General features: G+C 64.7%; 17 protein-coding genes. 7 read left to right on the top strand and 10 right to left on the bottom strand.

What is annotated here, in order from left to right; genetic code table 11:
* Nucleotides 1-8: 8 nt before the first annotated feature.
* The 4 genes from JJJ16_RS02830 to glf all read right to left on the bottom strand — a co-directional run bounded on the left by JJJ16_RS02830 (nt 9) and on the right by glf (nt 4,035).
* Complete coding sequence (locus JJJ16_RS02830) at nt 9-170, bottom strand: methionine/alanine import family NSS transporter small subunit (RefSeq protein WP_007589176.1); 162 nt, start codon at nt 168-170, stop codon at nt 9-11.
* Nucleotides 167-1,753 (bottom strand): sodium-dependent transporter, encoded by a 1,587-nt coding sequence (locus JJJ16_RS02825; RefSeq protein WP_048670540.1) that lies wholly within the window; start codon nt 1,751-1,753, stop codon nt 167-169. Before JJJ16_RS02825 ends, JJJ16_RS02830 begins: the two co-directional genes overlap by 4 nt.
* A 184-nt stretch (nt 1,754-1,937) precedes the next feature.
* A complete protein-coding gene (locus tag JJJ16_RS02820) occupies nt 1,938-2,876 on the bottom strand; it encodes an AEC family transporter (RefSeq protein ID WP_219751302.1) in 939 nt (312 codons plus the stop codon).
* A 16-nt stretch (nt 2,877-2,892) separates the two neighbouring features.
* On the bottom strand, nt 2,893-4,035 hold the full coding sequence (glf, locus tag JJJ16_RS02815; RefSeq protein WP_219751301.1) for a UDP-galactopyranose mutase: 1,143 nt from the start codon (nt 4,033-4,035) through the stop codon (nt 2,893-2,895).
* A gap of 161 nt (nt 4,036-4,196) precedes the next feature.
* Here glf and JJJ16_RS02810 point away from each other — a divergent pair, with 161 nt between their 5' ends.
* The 3 genes from JJJ16_RS02810 to JJJ16_RS02800 are packed head-to-tail and all read left to right on the top strand — an operon-like array spanning nt 4,197 to nt 6,785.
* A complete protein-coding gene (locus JJJ16_RS02810) occupies nt 4,197-4,907 on the top strand; it encodes a LytR/AlgR family response regulator transcription factor (protein WP_219751300.1) in 711 nt (236 codons plus the stop codon).
* A 1-nt stretch (nt 4,908) separates the two neighbouring features.
* The gene (locus JJJ16_RS02805) at nt 4,909-6,267 is read left to right on the top strand and encodes a GHKL domain-containing protein (protein WP_219751299.1); all 1,359 of its coding nucleotides are present in this window, start codon (nt 4,909-4,911) and stop codon (nt 6,265-6,267) included.
* On the top strand, nt 6,264-6,785 hold the full coding sequence (locus JJJ16_RS02800) for a GNAT family N-acetyltransferase (protein ID WP_219751298.1): 522 nt from the start codon (nt 6,264-6,266) through the stop codon (nt 6,783-6,785). The genes JJJ16_RS02805 and JJJ16_RS02800 overlap by 4 nt, the downstream gene beginning before the upstream one ends.
* A gap of 10 nt (nt 6,786-6,795) precedes the next feature.
* Here JJJ16_RS02800 and JJJ16_RS02795 read toward each other — a convergent pair whose 3' ends face one another.
* The 3 genes from JJJ16_RS02795 to JJJ16_RS02785 are packed head-to-tail and all read right to left on the bottom strand — an operon-like array spanning nt 6,796 to nt 10,953.
* Nucleotides 6,796-7,806, bottom strand: coding sequence for a glycosyltransferase family 2 protein (locus JJJ16_RS02795; RefSeq protein WP_219751297.1), 1,011 nt, complete (start codon nt 7,804-7,806; stop codon nt 6,796-6,798).
* A gap of 31 nt (nt 7,807-7,837) precedes the next feature.
* A complete protein-coding gene (locus tag JJJ16_RS02790; protein WP_219751296.1) occupies nt 7,838-8,449 on the bottom strand; it encodes a hypothetical protein in 612 nt (203 codons plus the stop codon).
* A 44-nt stretch (nt 8,450-8,493) separates the two neighbouring features.
* Complete coding sequence (locus JJJ16_RS02785; RefSeq protein WP_219751295.1) at nt 8,494-10,953, bottom strand: glycoside hydrolase family 3 protein; 2,460 nt, start codon at nt 10,951-10,953, stop codon at nt 8,494-8,496.
* Between the two features lie 130 nt (nt 10,954-11,083).
* On the opposite strand from JJJ16_RS02785, the gene JJJ16_RS02780 reads away from it, so the two are divergent.
* The 4 genes from JJJ16_RS02780 to JJJ16_RS02765 all read left to right on the top strand — a co-directional run bounded on the left by JJJ16_RS02780 (nt 11,084) and on the right by JJJ16_RS02765 (nt 14,052).
* Complete coding sequence (locus tag JJJ16_RS02780) at nt 11,084-11,983, top strand: HAD hydrolase family protein (protein ID WP_219751294.1); 900 nt, start codon at nt 11,084-11,086, stop codon at nt 11,981-11,983.
* Nucleotides 11,980-13,245, top strand: a complete 1,266-nt coding sequence (locus tag JJJ16_RS02775) for an MFS transporter (RefSeq protein WP_318836516.1) — start codon at nt 11,980-11,982, stop codon at nt 13,243-13,245. Before JJJ16_RS02780 ends, JJJ16_RS02775 begins: the two co-directional genes overlap by 4 nt.
* A 106-nt stretch (nt 13,246-13,351) precedes the next feature.
* The gene (locus JJJ16_RS02770) at nt 13,352-13,582 is read left to right on the top strand and encodes a glucose PTS transporter subunit EIIB (RefSeq protein WP_219751293.1); all 231 of its coding nucleotides are present in this window, start codon (nt 13,352-13,354) and stop codon (nt 13,580-13,582) included.
* Nucleotides 13,579-14,052, top strand: coding sequence for a PTS glucose transporter subunit IIA (locus tag JJJ16_RS02765; protein ID WP_219751292.1), 474 nt, complete (start codon nt 13,579-13,581; stop codon nt 14,050-14,052). The genes JJJ16_RS02770 and JJJ16_RS02765 overlap by 4 nt, the downstream gene beginning before the upstream one ends.
* 72 nt (nt 14,053-14,124) lie before the next feature.
* Here JJJ16_RS02765 and malQ read toward each other — a convergent pair whose 3' ends face one another.
* The 3 genes from malQ to ettA all read right to left on the bottom strand — a co-directional run bounded on the left by malQ (nt 14,125) and on the right by ettA (nt 18,553).
* Entirely contained in the window at nt 14,125-16,275 is a 2,151-nt protein-coding gene (malQ, locus tag JJJ16_RS02760) for a 4-alpha-glucanotransferase (RefSeq protein WP_219751291.1), read from the bottom strand.
* Between the two features lie 41 nt (nt 16,276-16,316).
* Entirely contained in the window at nt 16,317-16,601 is a 285-nt protein-coding gene (locus tag JJJ16_RS02755; protein WP_219751290.1) for a PTS transporter subunit EIIB, read from the bottom strand.
* A gap of 269 nt (nt 16,602-16,870) precedes the next feature.
* Nucleotides 16,871-18,553 (bottom strand): energy-dependent translational throttle protein EttA, encoded by a 1,683-nt coding sequence (gene ettA, locus JJJ16_RS02750; RefSeq protein ID WP_007589182.1) that lies wholly within the window; start codon nt 18,551-18,553, stop codon nt 16,871-16,873.
* Nucleotides 18,554-18,575: the final 22 nt, after the last annotated feature.

Below are 18,575 nucleotides of genomic sequence, written 5' to 3'. Positions count from 1 at the left end.
ATGCCACCCTACTGCTTCGCGGCTTCAGCGGCTTCGATAGCGCGCTGCGCGGCCTCGGTCTCCTCATCGGTGGGCACCGAGAGGACCTGCAGCAGCACGACGGACGCGACGAGGCCACCCCACACGAGCAGGATCGTCAGGATCATCAGAGCGATGGCGGGAGCGGTCACTTGGCGCCTCCTTCAATCGAAGCGGTGTCGTCGGCGTCGTCAGCGAGAATCTGAGCGACCGCCGCGTGGGTGTCCACCGGGCGGTGCTTCCACGGAATAAGAGTGAAAATCAGAGACGCAACGACAGCGACCGCCACGGAGCCCCAACCGAAGAGGAGCACGTAGCCATTCGGGTAGTCCCCGTAGCCCTTGGTCAGCAGGTCGACGATGGACATCGCCATCATGACGAAGAGGACGACCGGGATGACGATACCGACGAGGGGCTCCCAGAGCTTGGGGACCTTCACGCTAGACACCGAGTTGATGTGTGCGCGGAGAACCCCAAGGCGGGGGCCGGCGACCGCGCACAGCACGGCGAACATGATCGCCGAGGACACGACGCCGACCGAGTTGATGAAGTTGTCGACGATGTCGAGGTTGTTCAGGCCCGAGCGGGTGCCGAAGAGCACCAGCGAAATAACGGTCGCAGGGACGCCAAGAACGAGAGCCGAGCGGGCGGGCGACCAGCCGAACTTGTCCTGCAGGCCGCCGGAAACGACCTGGAGCAGGGACAGCAGGGAGGTGACGCCAGCCAGGACCAGGGACGAGAAGAAGAGCACGCCGAAGAGGGGCCCGCCGGGCATCATCGAGATGATCTTCGGGAAGGTCACGAAGGAGAGAATCGGTCCGGTCAGACCCTCAACCTCGGAGACGCTCACGCCGCCCTGGTGCGCCATGAAACCGATGGCGCTGAAGACGCCGATGCCCGCGAGGATTTCGAAGGACGAGTTCGCGAAGCCTGCGACGAGCGCGGTGCCGGTCAGGTTCGACTTGGGCTTGAGGTACGAGGCGTAGGTCAGCATGATGCCAAAGCCCACGGACAGCGAGTAGAAGATCTGCGCGAATGCGGCCAGCCACACCTTGGGATCAGCAAGCGCGCTCCAGTTCGGCGTGAAGAAGGCGTTGAGGCCTTCGACGGCACCCGGCAGGAACAGCGCTCGAACGACGAGCGCGAGGAAGAGGATGACGAGGAGCGGCAGGAAGATCTTGTTCGCCGCCTCGACGCCCTTGGACAGGCCGCGGCCAATGACGAAGAGCACGAGAATCCACACGAGAGCGAGAGGAATCATCACCGACCATGCGGGCGCCCACGAGAAGGTGTCGCCGGGAACAACCTGCAAGAAAGAGTCGGTGAAGAAGGTCGTCGGGTCAGCGCCCCAGGCCTCGTTCACGGAGTAGATGGTGTACTGCACGCCCCACGCGAGGACCGCACCGTAGTAGACCATGATGACGAAGCAGACGAAGGTCTGGAACCATCCGACGAACTCGCCGCCGCCGATGATCTTGCGCAGCGCCCACGGCGGTGAACCGCGGAACTTGTGGCCGACCGCGTAGTCGAGCCACAGCATGGGGATGCCGACGAAGATCAGGGCAACCAGGTACGGGACCAGGAAGGCGCCGCCGCCGTTGGAGTAGGAGACGCCGGGGAAACGCCAGATGTTGCCCAGGCCGATGGCCGAGCCGATGGCTGCCAGGAGGAAGCCTGTCTGGCCGCTCCACGAGTCGCGCGCGCGGGGCGCGGATTTGGGTGCGGAGGATGACATGAAGTGAGTTCCTTGCATTCGTGTCTATACGGGATAATTCCCAGCCAGACTAGGGCTGTTACACCTGGAAGTCTCCCAGAGTCCACGATACAGAACGTGTTTTTGGCCTCTTTTTGACGGGTTCTTTGCTGACCGGGGTCTGCTCGGACGCCCAGAGAGCAGAGCTCATGCCGACAAACCCGAGTTAGGAAACAACCCCACACGCATGGAAAATCGCTGCAATTCCAACGACGACGGGCAGCGATGCAAAGGTCGTCACGAGGACCGTTCCCTGCGCGATGCGCTCCCCCGCCTTGGCGCGCGTCGCGGCGATGTAGGCGTTCTGCGCGGAGGGCAGCGCCGCCATGATGGTCACCGACATGAGCGCCGGACCGGTCAGCCCAAGGAGCATCCCGACGCCGCACGCGATGGCAGGCTGCACGGCGAGCTTAGCAACGGCGGCGCACGCGATAGCAGGTGCCCTCGCGTCGCCGGTCGCGGTGCGGCGGTCCACAAGGGCGGCGCCGAATGACAGCAGGATCATCGGGGGCGCGGCTGCCCCCAGCATGGACGTCGACACGTCGAGGAGCGTCGGCATCGACCACCCGGCCGCGGAAAAGAGAAAACCGCACGCCGCCGCAATGACCATGGGGTTGCGCGCGATGACCCTCACGATGCCGGTCGCAGAAGGGCGCTGGCCCGAGCCGGCCAGATCCGCCAACACGAAGAACATCGGGGTGAAAAAACCGAGCTGAAACACCAGGATGGGCACGACAGCAGAAGCGTCACCCAGCACGTAGACGGCGATCGGGATGCCGATATACGCGCCGTTATTGAGGGACGAGGCCATGGCCCCCAACGTGGTCTCGCCCCGCGTGAGGTGCAAGACCAGGCGGGCGACGGCCACGAAGAGGAGCGCTGTGCCCACACCCGACGCGGCTGCCACGGCGAGCGGAGCCCCGAATACGCCAGATGTCCCCGTTGAGACGATCGCGTGGAAGAGCATGGCCGGGGACGCCACCCAGTACGTCACCGACGCGAGAGAACCCGCCGCCTCGGGACCGAGCGCACCCGCGCGACGAGCCACCCAGCCGACGCCGATAATGAGTGCGATCGAGAGGACCGACCAAAGAACCGACGCCATGCGAACAGGAGCCCCTTCAGCGCCAGGAGGCCACGGCCTCGTCAACCTTGGTGAGGGCCGATGCGATTGCCATGTGCATGTCCAGGTACTGGTATGAGCCGAGTCGACCGCCGAAGAGCACGTTCTTCTCCCCCGCCGCCATGTCGCGGTAGGCGGCGAGCGTCGAGCGGTCCGACGGCGAAGCGATCGGATAGTAGGGCTCGTCGCCGGGGCGAGCGAAGCGCGAGTATTCGCGCTGAATGATCGTGTTGGTCGCGCCTGCGCGATCCCGCTCGGGATGCAGGTGCGCGAACTCGTGGATGCGCGTGAAGGGCACGTCGCGGTCCGAGTAGTTCATGACGGAGCAGCCCTGGTAGTCGGGCACGTCCACGACCTCGGTCTCGAAGTCGAGGGTGCGCCAGCCGAGCTCGCCGGCCTCGTAGTCGAAGTAGCGGTCGATTGCGCCGGTGTAGACGACGGGGACCTGGCCGACAGTCGCGGCCTTCGAGAACGGCGAGGAAGCATCGAAGAAGTCCACGCCCGTGTGCACGGTGATACGCGGGTGATCAACCATGTTCGCGATCCACGCGCCGTAGCCGTTCAGGGGCAGGCCCTCGTAGCGGTCCTGGAAGTAGCGGTTCTCGTAGGTGAAGCGCACGGGCAGTCGCGTGATGATGGACGCGGCCAGCTCGCGCGGATCCGTCTGCCACTGCTTGGCCGTGTAGCCCGCGATGAAGGCGTCGTAGAGGGGGCGGCCGATCAGGCTAATCGCCTTCTCCTCGAGGTTGCCGGGTTCACCCGTGATCTCGGCGGCCTGCTGCTCGATCAGTGCGCGCGCCTCGGCCGGCGAATAGGCTGCGCCGAAGAACTGGTTGATGGTGCCCAGGTTGATGGGCAGCGGGTAGACGACGCCCCGGTAGTTGGCGTAGACGCGATGGCGGTAGTCGTTGAAGGCCGTGAAGCGGTTGACGTAGGACCACACACGCTCGTTCGACGTGTGGAAGAGGTGGGTGCCGTAGCGGTGCACTTCGACGCCGGTGGCCTCGTCGATCGACGAGTAGGCGTTGCCTCCGATGTGGTCGCGACGCTCGATGACGGTCACGTTCATACCGAATCGCTCCGCGGCCTCGCGGGCAAACGTCAGGCCAAAAAAGCCCGATCCAACAACGAGCAGATCCACGCCACTCCCCTTTCACGGTAGTCAGGACAATGGTAGCGGCCCCCACCTGCGGGTGCGCCGGCATGTGATCGACGAGGCCGGAGCGTGGACTCGTGGCAACGGCGCGCTGGCGCTCACTTATCCTTGTTCCTATCAGCTGATACGCGAAGGAGGTTCGGATCATGGTACGCATCGCCGTCGTCGAGGACGAGGCCGTCTCACGCCAGCTCCTCGCCGACTACCTCGCGCGCTACAGCGAAGAAAACAACGTCTCTTTCGAGGTCACCTATTTCGAGGACGGCGGCGCCATCATCGGTGACTACAAGCCTGTGTACGACATCATCCTCATGGACATCCAGATGACCCACGTGGACGGCATGACCGCGGCGCGCGCAATCCGCGAGGTCGATCAGGCGGTCGTCCTCGTGTTCATCACGTCAGCCGCACAGTTCGCAATCCACGGGTACCAGGTGGGGGCACTCTCCTACCTGATGAAGCCGCTGCCCTGGTTCGCGTTCTCCCAGGAACTGTCGCGGTGCCTCGAGGCTGTCGCCAAGCGGCGCGGTGCCTCGGTCCTCCTGCAGTCGGGCACGTCGACCCACCGCATCGACGTCGCGGACATCGTCTACGTCGAGTCAATCAAGCACCGCCTGGACGTGCACACGGTCTCCGACACCTACTCGATCACCTCGACATTAAAGGCCATGGAGGAACAGCTCGCCGGTCACGACTTTTTCCGTTCGAATTCGTGCTACCTCGTCAATCTCGCCCACGTTCGCGGAGTCGCCGACCAGGAGTGCCTGATGACGGGCGGGGACAGCTTGCGCATCTCCCGGCCTCGTAAAAAGGCGTTCATGACGGCTCTGGCGAGCTTCGCGGGTGGGATCCACTGACGTGTTCGAGTCCCTGCCGGACATCCCGCGCCTGTTCACCGCCCTCGCGGAGTGGGGCGCCGCTCTTGTGTACGTCTTCGTCGTCGCGCGCTCGGCGTCGTCCAATGCGCTGAACCCGAACGCTGCTGTCCCCCGCTGGCGGCTCGCCACTGCGGCTGTCGGTGGCCTCGTGGTGCTCGTCGGCGCCCAGGAACTGCTCGGCCGCGCTCCCCTGTCCCTGTGGGTGCCGGGCATGATGACGGCGTACGCGCTCGTGTGGTGTGTCATCCGCGTGGGCACCGCGCTGGACTGGCGCTGGGTAACGCATATGAGCGTACGCGCCTTCATCGTTGCCGAGCTCGCTGCTTCCCTCGCCTGGCAAGTCGTCGTCTACTCCCACGCCGACAAGCCCTACTGGCACCCGTTGTCGTTCAGCGGTTTTGCCGCGATTGCGTCGACGTGCTTGGCCGTCGTCTACTTCTTCGAACGACGCGTCTACCGCCAGGGGGCGCTGCCGGCTCTCCGTTTCGCAGACCTTGCCTCTGGCGTTTTTATCGGCATTTCTATTTTTGCCCTGTCCAACCTCAGCTTCGTCTCGACGGCCACCCCATTTTCCGGGCGCGCAGGCTGGGAGGTCTTCTATATCCGTACCCTCGTGGACCTGGCCGGCTATGCGATCCTGTTCGCGCAATTCGAGCGCATCCAGCAGAGCGCAACCGAGCGCGAACTCGCGTCCATCCAGGCCTCCCTGGATGCCCAGCACCACCAGTATCTGGCAGCTAAGGAGGACATGGAGCAGGTGGCGCGCGCTCACCACGACCTCAAGCACCAGGTGGAGGCGATCCGCGCGGAGCTAGACCCGGGACGCGCCGCCGCATCGTTCGCCTTACTCGAGTCTTCGATCGAGCAGATCGGCCAGCAGTACCACAGCGGCAATGCGGTCCTCGACGTCATCCTCACAACAAAGGGCCGTGCGTGCGCTGCAGCCGGCATCAACTTCACGGCAGTCGCCGACGGCGCCCTGCTGGGCTCCATGTCGTCAATGGACATCGCTACCCTCTTCGGCAACGCCCTCGATAACGCGATCGAGGCCTCGCGGCGCGTCGACGATCCCGCCAAGCGCCTCATCAAACTAGCGCTCTTCCGTCAGGGGCAGATGGCGATCATCCGGGTCGACAACTGGTTCGACGGTCACCTCAACACCGACGCCGGCGGGCGCCTCACGACGATCAAGCCCGACACCGTTCAACACGGCTGGGGCGTCAAATCCATCCAGTGGACAGCCCGCAAGTACGGCGGCCAGGCCGTCACGGACGTGGCGGACCACTGGTTCACGCTGACGGTACTGCTCCCGTCCACGAATGCCCAGGAGGACGAATGACGATCATCGACACCCCGCGCCTGCGCTTACGTCCCTGGACCGATTGGGACGCACCGGAGCTCTACGAGCTGGCCCGCGATCCCCGCATCGGGATGCTGTGCGGATGGAAACCCTTCGAGTGCATCGACGATGCCCACGAGGCGCTGGCGACCGTCCTGGCGGCACCCGACAGCTACGCGGTGACGCTCGGATCGACCGGTGACATCGTGGGCTCGATCGCGCTGCGCATTGACAAAGACTCCCCCGAGGCAACCGTCGCTGACATCGGATACTGGATCGGCGCGCCCTACTGGGGCAACGGATACGCGACGGAGGCGGGTCACGCCATCATCGAGCGCGCGCGTGAGCTGGGCGTCGAGACGATCATTTTGAAATACTTCGACGGAAACGACGCCTCGCGAAGGGTCTCAGAAAAGCTCGGCTTTGCATGGCGCAAGCGCGAGGAGGACGTGGAATACCCGCACATCGGTAAGCGCCTGACCGTCCATTGGACGGAGCTGGTGCTCGCCGGGCGCTGACGGCCGTCCCTTAGTTGAAGCCGAGGACAGCCGCCGCGACCTTGTAGCCGCCGCGAACGACCTTTGGCGACGCGTGGCGCACGAGGCCGGCGAGCAGATCCTGGCGCAGTCGATCCGTGGCCTCGGGATTGATCTGGTCCATGGTCTCCCAGATCTGTTCCTTGAGGGCCAGATGCTCGGGCGTGCCCGACAGCTGAGCCATGACGGAGCAGACGACGGCGTTGATACGCAGGTAGTGGACCATGTAGCGCCACAGCTTGTCCTCAACCTCGGCGCGCGGAGGCAGCGCACGGGTCATCGCCTCGTTCACCCGCGCGAGCTGATCCAGGCGCGTGATCATGACCTTCTCGTTCACGGACTGGTCGTCACGGCCAATGAAGTAGTGGTACAGGTCCACGTCCAGGTAGCGGATCGTGGAAATGTAGGGCAGCGGAACGAACGAGTAGAGGTAGTCCACGTAGAACGTGTGCTCGGGCATCACCAGACCGGAGGCTCGCACGACCTCCGTACGCATCGTCAGGGCGTGCATCATGAGGTACTGGTCGTAGCGGCATCGGCGCAGGTCGGCCCAACCGAAGGTACGTCCGCGAGGCAGAACGTTACGGTAGCGGATGACGGCCTTGACCGACTTTCCCTGCTTGTCGTAGACGTAGTTGGTGACGAGTAGATCCAAGTCGCGCCCGGCCTCGCGCTCCTCGCGCAGGACGTCGAGAACGGCGTTCGTGGCGCGTCGGTCCAGCCAGTCATCGGAGTCGACGACGCGCACGTGCGTGCCGGTGGCGGCGGCGAGGCCGGCATTGACGGCGCCGCCGTGGCCCTTGTTCTCCTGGTGGATGACTGTCACGGAGGGGTAGCGGGCAGCCCACTCGTCGGCGATCTGGGCGGTGCGGTCCTTCGAACCGTCGTTGACGATAATCGCCTCGAGTTCGTCTCCGTATCCGACGAGCGTGGTCAGCGCCCGGTCGAGGTAATCCTCGGAGTTGTAGGCGGGCACGATCACCGTCAGCAGCGGCACGCTCATGGAGTCTCCTCTCGTGAAGTCTGCCAGTAGTCTACTGTGCTGCGCTGACCTGCGCGTCCTCCTGAGAGGGTTCCTGCTTGAAGATCACTTTAAAGATGGGGAAGAACACCCAGAAGGAGATGGCGGCGTTGATGATCATCGTGATGACATCGGCGAAGGTTTCGCCGCCCGCGCCCATCGTCGAAATCGCCCACGCGTAGATCGGGTCCTTGTATAGGACCTGAAGGGCGGCCGCCGCGATCGTGATGACCACGTAAGCGACCGCGTACCAGAAGGCCGCCTTGCCCACCGACGAGTTGGACTTGAAGGTGACGTTGCGCTGAGCGAAGAAGTTGATGACCTGGGCGATCAGCAGGGTGATCTCGACGGCGAGGAAGTACGCGAGGCCACCACCCCCGCCCACCGACATCGAACCGGCCGGGTAGTCGAAGAGGAAGACCGTGTGCCCGTGCGAGACGCCGACGGGCAGGAACTGGAAGGCAGTATCGACGAGGCTCGTGTGCGCGAAAACCGCCTTGAACGCCGGCATGAGAACCAGCTGCAGCACCGTAATGCCGTTGGAGAGGATGAAGAAGATGATGAACTGGGCGGCCGTGGTGTGCTTGTCTTCGAAGGCAGTCCACCAGCGCTTGAGAGCCTGCATGAGTTGTCCTTTACGTCGGTGTGTTGAACGAGGCCGGGGCCGCGTCATCGGGTCTGGTCGAGGTCGCGCTGGGTGGCCTTGTTGGCGCGGGCGTTGGAGATGAAGCCGAGGGCGGCGCGGGTGAGTCCTCGGAGGGGGTGCCCGTTGACGGCCAGGAGGATCGCGTCCACCATGTCGGGGCTTGCAGCACCGTTGCTCATCTTCGCGATGGCGCGGAAAGGCATGTTGAGGACGAAGAGGATGTTGAGGTCCGGGGTTCCCTTCGCGTCCACCTTCGCTTTGAGGGCATGAAGCTTGCGTCCGGCGACGCGGGCAAGCCAGGTCTTGGCGCGCGTCATCTCGGACAGCGGGTCGGAGGCAACGAGGTCGTCCGCGGGGTGAGCGGTCGGGATCGTGCGTCCCAGCAGGACGGCGAACTCGCCGTTGGTGACGTGCGCGACGTCGGCGCTCAGGTAGTGGCCGAGGGCCGGGTCGATCGGCGAGGGCGCGGCTCCTTCGACTTCGAGGGTGGCGCTCAGCGGAGTGTCGGAGACGTTGCGCCCCACGTGGATCGTCCAGGTTCCTGCCTCGGTTTCCCACGCTGCGCGCGACGTCTCCCAGTGACGGAACGTGTATCGGTCAAAGGGAATCCTCACGCTCACCGATGCTCCGGCACCAACCTTGACCTTGGCGAAGCCCTTGAGCTCGCGGGCGGGACCGAACACGCCGCCAGGTGCACTCACGTAGAGCTGGACGACCTCGGCACCGTCGCGCGCAGAGGTGTTGGTGACCGTGAGGGTCACCCCCTCCTCGTCCACGGCGAGGTCGGAGTATTCGAAGCTCGAGTAGGACAGGCCATAGCCGAAGGGGAATGCAACGTCGATGCCCGCGGTCGTGAAGTAGCGGTAGCCGACGAACGGGCCTTCGCGGTAGTACGAGAGCGGTCCGGTCGCCGGGTACCATGCGACAGTCGGGTGGTCCTCGTAGGAGAGCGCGTAGGTTTCGGCCAGGCGTCCCGACGGATTGACGACGCCGGTCAGAACGTCGAGCATCGCGGCGGCACCTCCCTGCCCGGTCAGGTAACCGTTGACGAGCGCGGGAACGGACGAGGCCCACGGCATCTCGACGCTGGCACCGCCGGTCAGGACGACGACGGTGCACGGATTGGCTGCGACGACCGCCTCGATGAGGCGATCCTGGCCCTCGGGCAGGCGCATGTGGGGGCGATCCAGGCCTTCGGATTCGGCCAGCTCGTCGAGGCCGACGTAGACAAGCGCTACGTCAGCGCGCTCGGCGAGGGCCACGGCCTCGGCGATGAGAGCGTCGCTCGTGCTGCCATGACGCTCATACCCGCTCGCATATCCCTCGAGAACGAGGCCTCGAGCTGCCTCTCCCCCGGCTTCAAGCAGTTCACGCGGAGCCTCCACACGAGTGGGGTTGACCTGGGAGGAACCCGATCCCTGGAAGCGCGGCGTGTCGGCGAGATCGCCGATAAGGGCGACGCTCGTGCCGGCGCTCAGGGGCAGGAGCTCCTCCTCGTTACGCAGGAGCGTGATCGCCTCGGCGGCGATGCGCGTAGCCAGCTCGTGGTGCTGCCCAAGGTCATAGGGCCTGGGCGCAGACAAGCCGGCGCTCGCACTCGCAACGTTGAGGACTTCCTGGGCGCGCGCGTAGACGTCGGCCGCGTCCAATTCCCCGGCCTCGACGGCCGCGACGATCTGGCGGGCACCCGCCAGGCCGGGGGCGGGCATCTCGAGGCTGCCACCAGCGCGGGCAGCCTCAACAGCGCTGTTCGAACCGCCCCAGTCCGAGATGACCATGCCGTCGAAACCCCACTCGGTGCGCAGGATGTCGGTCAGCAGGTGCTTGTTTTCGTGCGCGTAGGTGCCATTCACGAGGTTGTAGGAGCTCATGATCGCCCGCGGCTTGGCCGCTCGGCAGACGATCTCGAAGCCGGTCAGGTAGATCTCACGCATCGTGCGCTCATCCACGATGGAATCCGAGGCCATGCGGCGCAGTTCCTGAGAGTTGACGGCGAAGTGCTTGGGGCAGGCTGCGGTACCCGTGGATTGGATTCCTTCGACGAGGCCCGCGGCCATGCTTCCGGAAAGGATCGGATCTTCGGAGAAGTACTCGAAGTTACGCCCACACAGGGGAGAACGCTTGATGTTGAGGCCGGGACCGAGCAGGACGTTGACACCGAGGCCTCGCGCTTCCAGCCCCAGCGCCTCACCCATGTCACGCGCCAGCTCCGGGTTCCACGTGGCCGCGACGGCTGAGGCCGTCGGGAAGCAGGTTGCCTTCTCCGACTCCGCGATACCCAGGTGGTCGGCGTCCCCGAGCTGGCGGCGAACGCCGTGGGGACCGTCGCTCATGACGAAGGAGGGAACGCCCGCCGCGGGGATCGGGCGGGAGTCCCAGGCGCTCGAACCCGAGAGGAGCGCCGCGGCCTGCAGGAGGGTGAGGTCGTTGGCGTCCGTCAGTGCTGCGTGTTCCATCGTCGTGAACTGCCTTTCGTGCTCCATCGCGGGTATCGTCGATGGTTCCAGTGTGGGCCACGGGCACTCCTGTCAATCGACCGTGCGCACGATTTGTCGTTTGCGCGGCGTATTCTGCACGAGTGGGGCCGTTTTCGTACTGGGATAGAATAGTTCCATGACTGACACCGAGGTCCCCCCGCGCAGCGAAAGCGAGGCCGCATATCCCCGCGCCGTCTTCGTCGACATCGACGGAACCCTGTGCGATTCACGCCAGCGGATCCCGGAATCTGCGCTCGAAGCTCTCGACCAGGTCCGAGCGCGAGGCCACCGACTGTTCGCATGCACGGGACGCTCCGCACCCGAGGTCTACCCGCGCTTTTGGGATGTCGGCTTCGAGGGGCTCGTCGGCGGTGCCGGAGGATACGCGGCCGTCGGCAATGCGATTCTCCTGGACGAGCGCATGCCCCGCGAGCACGTCGATGCGTTGACTGCTCTCTGGGAGGAACTCGACGCCTTCTACATCTGGCAGGGTCCCGACCAGATGGGGCCCAGCGATGGCTACCTCGATTTCTTCGTCCCCCGCGCGGGCAAGCATCCCGAGGACTGGATCGAATACGCTCGGTCGATCACTCCCTTCATCGTGGACATCGACGGCGGGGCCTTTACGAAAGTGACGGCCTACGTGCCCCCGGAAAAGGCATCGATGGAACGGGTCAACGCAGCGCTACCGGACGGCTATCGCGCGATCATCGGCTCCGTAGGTGCCGCAGGCTACGTCCCCTTCGAGGTCGTTCCCGCGCATCTGTCGAAAGCAGTCGGCATCCGTGCGATCTGCGAGCACGTGGGCATTCCTCTGTCCCACACCGTCGCGCTCGGCGACTCCAACAACGACGTAGAGGCCGTGGCAACGGCCGGCCTCGGCGTCAGCATCGGACACGACTGCGAGGCCCTCGTGGACGTCGCGGACATCGTCGCCCCCTCCATCTCCGAAGATGGCCTGGCATGGGCTCTGCGCGCCGCCAGCCTGACGGCAGACGAGCGCACGGGGGGCCAAGGCCTCGGCGATGCACGGTGAGCGAGGCACTGCGGCGCTGGCTGCACCATCCCCTCACCCGTAACTCCGCCTTCATGCACCTGTGGGCGGGTCAAACCGCCGCAGAGATCGGCTTCCAGGTGGGAGCCCTGGCGACCTCGGCGATCGCGATCAGCCTCCTGCACGCCAGCGAAACCCAGATCGGACTGCTTTCCGCCCTGCAGACCCTCGCATTTTTGCTTGTCGGCTTGCCCGCCGGCGCCTGGGTGGACCGGTGGCGCAAGCGCCGCGTCATGATCGCCGCGAACCTCACGCGCATCACGGCCCTGACGTCTATCCCCCTGGCCTACATCCTCTCGTCACTGACCCTCGTACACCTCATGGTCGTCGCAACCATCCTCGGCCTATCCACCGTCTTCTTCGACGTGGCCTACCAGTCCTACGTCCCGCTGATCGCCTCCAAGCGGTACATCGGCGCGGCCAACGGGCGCCTCGAGGCCTCGTACCAGGTCGGCCTTGCCGGGGGTCCGGGGCTGGGCGGCTGGCTCCTCGGCATCGTGGCTGCTCCCTTGGTCTACCTGCTGACCACCGCCACCTACGTTGCGTCCACGTGGGCGATCTGGCGCATTCGCACGCCCGAGCCCACTCCTGTGCGCAGCGATGCCACCCTCGGCGCCCAGATACGCGAGGGCCTCGCCTTCGTGCGCGGCCAACGCATTCTCTACCCGCTCTTTTCCTGCATTGCCGCCGCGGCCTTTGCAAACGCGGGCATCCGGGTGCTGCTGCCCCTCCTCGTGCTGCGCACCCTCGGCATGAGCGCGACACAGCTCGGGCTCCTCCTCAGCGCAGGCGCGCTCGGCGGCATCCTTGGCGCTCTCACGAGGCCGGCGTGGATCACGCGCCTGGGAATCGGGCGCACCCTCGTCATCACCAATATCATCGGCATTCTCGTGATTGTCGCCCAGCCGGCCTCCATTCACGCCCCGGGCATGGCCGCATGGATCATTGCTGCCGCCGGCGTCATCTCCTCCTACTTCTTGACGATCTACAACGTCACCCAGATGAGCCTGCGCCAGGAAATCTGTCCGCCCGACATGCTCGGCCGCATGAACGCGATCTTTCGTTTCGCGGTCTGGGGCGTCATGCCCCTCGGCTCATTCGCTTCCGGCATCGTTGCCTCCCACACCGGGATCGAGGCTGCGATGTACCTATTCACGGCGCTCGCCGTCGCCGCTGGCATCGCCATGGCCTTCACCCCGGCTGCCCGTATCCGAGGCTCCAGTGCCTCCCCGACCATCTCATAATGTGACGCGCTCGGTGGCTGCAAGTGTGCCCTTCCGCGCACGGTCGCGATACCATAAGTGTGAGGCAAACCGCAGCGGTTTCGGTCATTGAGCCAAGGAGGACACCATGGACACCGCAACGACCATCATCGAGGCCCTGGGCGGCTGGGACAACATCTCCAATCTCGAGGCGTGCATTACGCGCATCCGCCTGGACGCAGCCAACACCGACCTCATCGACGAGGCCAAGCTGCGCGAGGCCGGAGCCTTCGACGTCGTCATCGTCGGCGACGCCGTGCAGGTCGTTATGGGCCCCGATTCCGAGGACCTCGTCGAGCAGATGCACGCCAGCCGGTGAGCTTCCTCGTCCGCGCACCGTTCAGCGCGCACGTCCTGCCACTGGCCGAGGTACCGGATCCCGTCTTCGCCAGTGGCGTCGTCGGGGATGGACGCGCGCTCCTGCCGGAAGCCGATGTCACGTGCGTGACCGTTCACTCCCCCATCAACGGAGTGGTCACCAAGCTCAAATCGCACGCGGCAATTATCACCTCGACGCGCGGGCTCTCGATCCTCATTCATCTGGGTATCGACACCGTCGGCCTGCGCGGCCGAGGCTTTGCTCCCCTCGTCGAGGAGGGCGATATCGTCGACGCGGGCACTCCCCTCATCCACTGGGATCTCGGCCCCGCCCGAGGGGCGGGGCTATCCCCCTGCGTGCCGGTCATCGTCGTCACCCCACCCGGAGAGCCAGTCTCTCCCGAGTTCGATGAAGCACTGCACACAGTGGGGGTTCTCGATCCGCTATTTTCCCTCCCCGATGGAGACTGATCCCCGCTCATATGCATGAACCCCGTGACCCTTTCGGGTCGCGGGGTTCATGCATCGACCTATTGTCGTCTGTCAGCGGACGGACCCGCGCAGCAGCGCAAACAGAGAAGTCAGGCGCTCATTAGTGGGCAGGTCGTCGATCGCAACTTCTTCACCGTCGGAGTCGCATAGCGGCACGCACCAGTTCGGGTACAGGTCAGCACCCGTGCCCGGCATGTTCTGCGGGCGCACATCCCCGACCGCATCCACGAGAGAGGCGACCACCAGCTTCGACGGTGTCTTCGCGACGTAGCGGTACAGACCCTCGACGGTCTCACGCTCGCTGGGCTCCGCGCCGTCGATGCAGCCGTACTCGTGCAGTCGCGCGCCCATCTGTTCGAGTTCCAGACGATCGCCGGCGCGCACCGTCTCGATGTCGTCCGTCAGCAGACCAAGCTCGGAACGCAGCGTTGTCTGGATGCCGCGAATGTAGCCGAGCGTAGGCGGCAGGTCGTGGATATTGACGGCTGCCAGCGCACGGTCACGGTAGTGCTCGGGACGCAGCGGCCAGCCACCGCCCTCCTTCTCGAACCACACAACTGAGGTGCCGAGGACGCCGCGCTCGCGCAGGTAATCGCGCACCCACGGCTCGACGACGCCGAGGTCCTCGCCGATGACGACGGCACCCGCACGCTGGGCCTCCAGTAGGATGACGCCCATCATGGCCTCGTGGTCGTAGTACACGTACGTACCTTCGGTGGCAGCGCACCCATCGGGGATCCACCAGAGGCGGAACATGCCCAGGATGTGGTCGATGCGAACGGCGCCGGCGTTGGCCAGAGCGGCGCGCACCATGTCACGCAGAGGCAGGTAGCCCGATTCCGCGAGGCTGCGGGGCGACCACGGCGGCTGCGACCAGTTCTGTCCCTGCTGCGAGTAGACGTCCGGCGGGGCACCGACGCTCATACCCGAGGCGAAGAGCTCGGGACGGCTCCACTTTTCGGAACCGTAGCCGTGTACGCCGACGGCCAGGTCAGCCATGATGCCGATCTCCATGCCGACCTCACGCGCCACATGCTGGGCGTGCTCGAGCTGTTCAGCGGCGACCCACTGGCACCACTGGTAGAAGTCAACACGCTCGGCCAGCTCGAGGCGCTCAAGCTCGACGCGAGGCGCAGACGAACGAGCAAGGTCCTCGGGCAGTTCGATCGTGCCCTCGCGCTCGACGAGAGCGCACCACAGTGCATAGTTCGACAGCTCCGAACCGCCACGCTCGATGAAGCGATCCAGCTGGCTCTGGCGATGGTAGGAACGCGGAGCAGCGAAGATAACCTCGAGGGCCTTGCGCTTGGCCTCCCACGAGCGATCACGGTCGATCAGGTCCTCGCGGATGGCGAACTGGCGAGTCTCGTCGCTCAGCTGCTCGATGGCCGCGCGCGAAGTCTGGGGCAGGGAGGCGTACTCCTCAATGCTCTCGGGACGAATGTAGATCGGGTTGAGCCAACGGCGCGACACCGGCAGGTAGGGAGAGTTCTCCAGCGGAGACACCGGCTGCGATGTGTGGACAGGGTTGATGAGCAAGAAATCGGCACCCTTGTCCGCACACACAGCAGCCAGGTCAGCCAGATCGGTGGCGTCACCAATGCCCCACGAGGAGGACGAGCGCGTCGAGTACAGCTGAGCGTTCACACCCCACACGCGACGCGAGGACTCCAGGAGCGGCAGGGACAGCGTGTTCGGCACGATGATGAGGGTCGCGGACTCCACGTGTCCGCCCTCGACAGTCGCCACGAGGCGATGCCAGCCGAGCGGCAGCCAGTGCGGGACGTCAAAGGTCGCACGTCCGACGAGCTCACCATCGATCATGCGCGGAGCGACGTAGCGATCCACCTGATCACACGAGCCCTTACGGCCGTCCTCCAGCACCCACTGAACGTTCACCCACGAGCCGTCCGGCACGTGCACCGGGAACATGTAGCCGCCACCCTGGCGGGCGACGATCGTCGGAGGCAGGGTACGACGCCATTCGCGCTCTTCGGTCAGGCGCAGAGCCTCGTGCACATCCCCCACCGTGGACGATTCGTCGAGGGGCAGTCCAAGAGCGCCCAGGACCTTCAGGAGAGTAGATGCGCTCACGCCCACCCAATTCCCGTACCAATCCCAGAATCCGGTGGCTACGCCATTAGCATCGGCGATACGGCGCAGCTCATCGATGTTGTCAGATGCGGGTGCGTGAATATCCACGAAAAAGCCTTCTACGTTGCGGGCTGATGACATCTTTAATACTAGGCGTGGACGCGCTGCGACAAAGACTCCGCAGGCGTGTCATGGGCCACGCGTTCAAGGATTGAGATCATCGCAGCTGCCACATTGTCGGACTGAGCACCGCACACGATCTGAACAACGTCGCCGGAGCGCACGACGGCTAATACGCCATCCACTCGCAGCGCCGCCTCATCGACGTCCCGTTGAGATTTCACCTGAATACGGATTCGCATCGTGCAGGGTTCTACCTCGACGATATTGAGGTGTCCACCCAGCGCGTCGATGAGCGCTTGTTCAATCGCCATCGGAGCCCCTTTCGCGCCGTCGTAAGTTTGCGATTCGTATCACATACTAGATGTGACCTGCGCAAAAGGCAAGTGGGATCCGTAACACGAGCAATTCACAAACAAACAACCGCTGACAGGAGCGCATCCCACGACGCAGGGCTACAATCCAACGCTCTGTCAAACTATTGACTCAGACTGGCACCCACGACACGGTACCGCACACCGAATCCACAAATAGACGCAATGAGGGGGAGGACCGCCAGGCCCTCCCCCTCATACTGCGTGAATCAGTCGCGCGTCAGCTTGCGGTGCGTCACGCGATGTGGGTTCGCGGCAGCCTCGCCCAGGCGGGCCACCTTGTTCTTCTCGTACGCCTCGAAGTTGCCCTCGAACCAGTACCAGTTATCGGGCGCCTCTTCGGTACCCTCCCACGCAAGGATGTGGGTGGCGACGCGGTCAAGGAACCAGCGATCGTGGGTGACGACGACGGCACAGCCGGGGAACGCCAGGAGGGCATTTTCCAGGGAGCCGAGGGTCTCGACGTCGAGGTCGTTGGTCGGCTCATCCAGCAGGAGGAGGTTGCCGCCCTGCTTGAGGGTGAGAGCCAGGTTCAGGCGGTTGCGCTCACCACCGGACAGGACGCCGGCCGGCTTCTGCTGGTCCGGGCCCTTGAAGCCAAACGCGGAGACGTAGGCGCGCGAGGGCATTTCCACGTTGCCGACCTGAATGAAGTCCAGGCCGTCCGAGACAACCTCCCACAGGGTCTTGTCCGGGTCGATGCCGGCACGCGACTGGTCGACGTAGCTGATCTTGACGGTCTCGCCGATCGTCAGCTCGCCGCCGTCGAGAGGCTCGAGGCCGACGATCGTCTTGAACAGGGTGGTCTTACCGACGCCGTTCGGGCCGATGACGCCGACGATGCCGTTACGCGGCAGCGAGAAGGACAGGCCGTTGATGAGCGAGCGATCGCCAAAGCCCTTCTGAAGATCCTTCGCCTCAATGACGACGCTACCCAGGCGCGGGCCCGGCGGAATCTGAATTTCCTCGAAGTCGAGCTTGCGGGTGCGCTCGGCCTCGGCAGCCATCTCCTCGTAGCGGGCCAGACGGGCCTTCGACTTTGCCTGACGGCCCTTCGCATTAGAGCGAACCCACTCGAGTTCTTCCTTCAGACGCTTGGCCAGCTTGGCATCCTTCTGCCCCTGAACGGACAGACGCTTTTCCTTCGTCTCCAGGTAGGTGGAGTAGTTGCCCTCGTAGGGGTAGAGGTGGCCGCGATCAACCTCGGCGATCCAGCCGGCAACGTGGTCGAGGAAGTAGCGGTCGTGGGTGACGGCAATGACCGCGCCCGGGTAGGACGCGAGGTGCTTCTCGAGCCAGAGCACGCTCTCGGCGTCGAGGTGGTTCGTGGGCTCGTCGAGGAGCAGCAGGTCGGGGGCCTCGATGAGGAGCTTGCACAGGGCCACGCGGCGACGTTCACCACCGGAGAGGACGGACACAGGCTGGTCCGGCGGCGGGCAACGCAGGGCGTCCATCGCCTGATCGAGCTGAGAGTCAATATCCCAGGCATTGGCGGCGTCAATTTCCGTCTGCAGCTTGCCCATTTCTTCCATGAGCGCGTCAAAGTCAGCGTCAGGATTCGCCATCTCTTCGGAGATCTCGTTGAAGCGGGCGAGCTTGCCGAAGATATCGGCGGCACCCAGTCGCACGTTTTCAATGACAGTCTTCGTCTCGTCGAGAACGGGTTCCTGCATGAGGATGCCGACCGTATACCCGGGGGTCAGGCGAGCCTCGCCGTTGCTGGGCTCATCCAGGCCGGCCATGATCTTCAGGATCGAGGACTTGCCGGCACCGTTCGGGCCGACCATACCGATCTTGGCGCCCGGGAAGAAGCTCATGGTGACATCGTCGAGGATGACCTTGTCACCGATGGCCTTGCGAGCCTTGATCATCTGATAAATAAACTCCGCCACGTTTCTCCGTTCGGGTGGTTTG

This window comes from Schaalia sp. ORNL0103 (genome assembly GCF_019429565.1).
Taxonomy (GTDB): Bacteria; Actinomycetota; Actinomycetes; order Actinomycetales; family Actinomycetaceae; genus Pauljensenia.
This window is presented reverse-complemented; position numbering and strand designations above follow the sequence as displayed.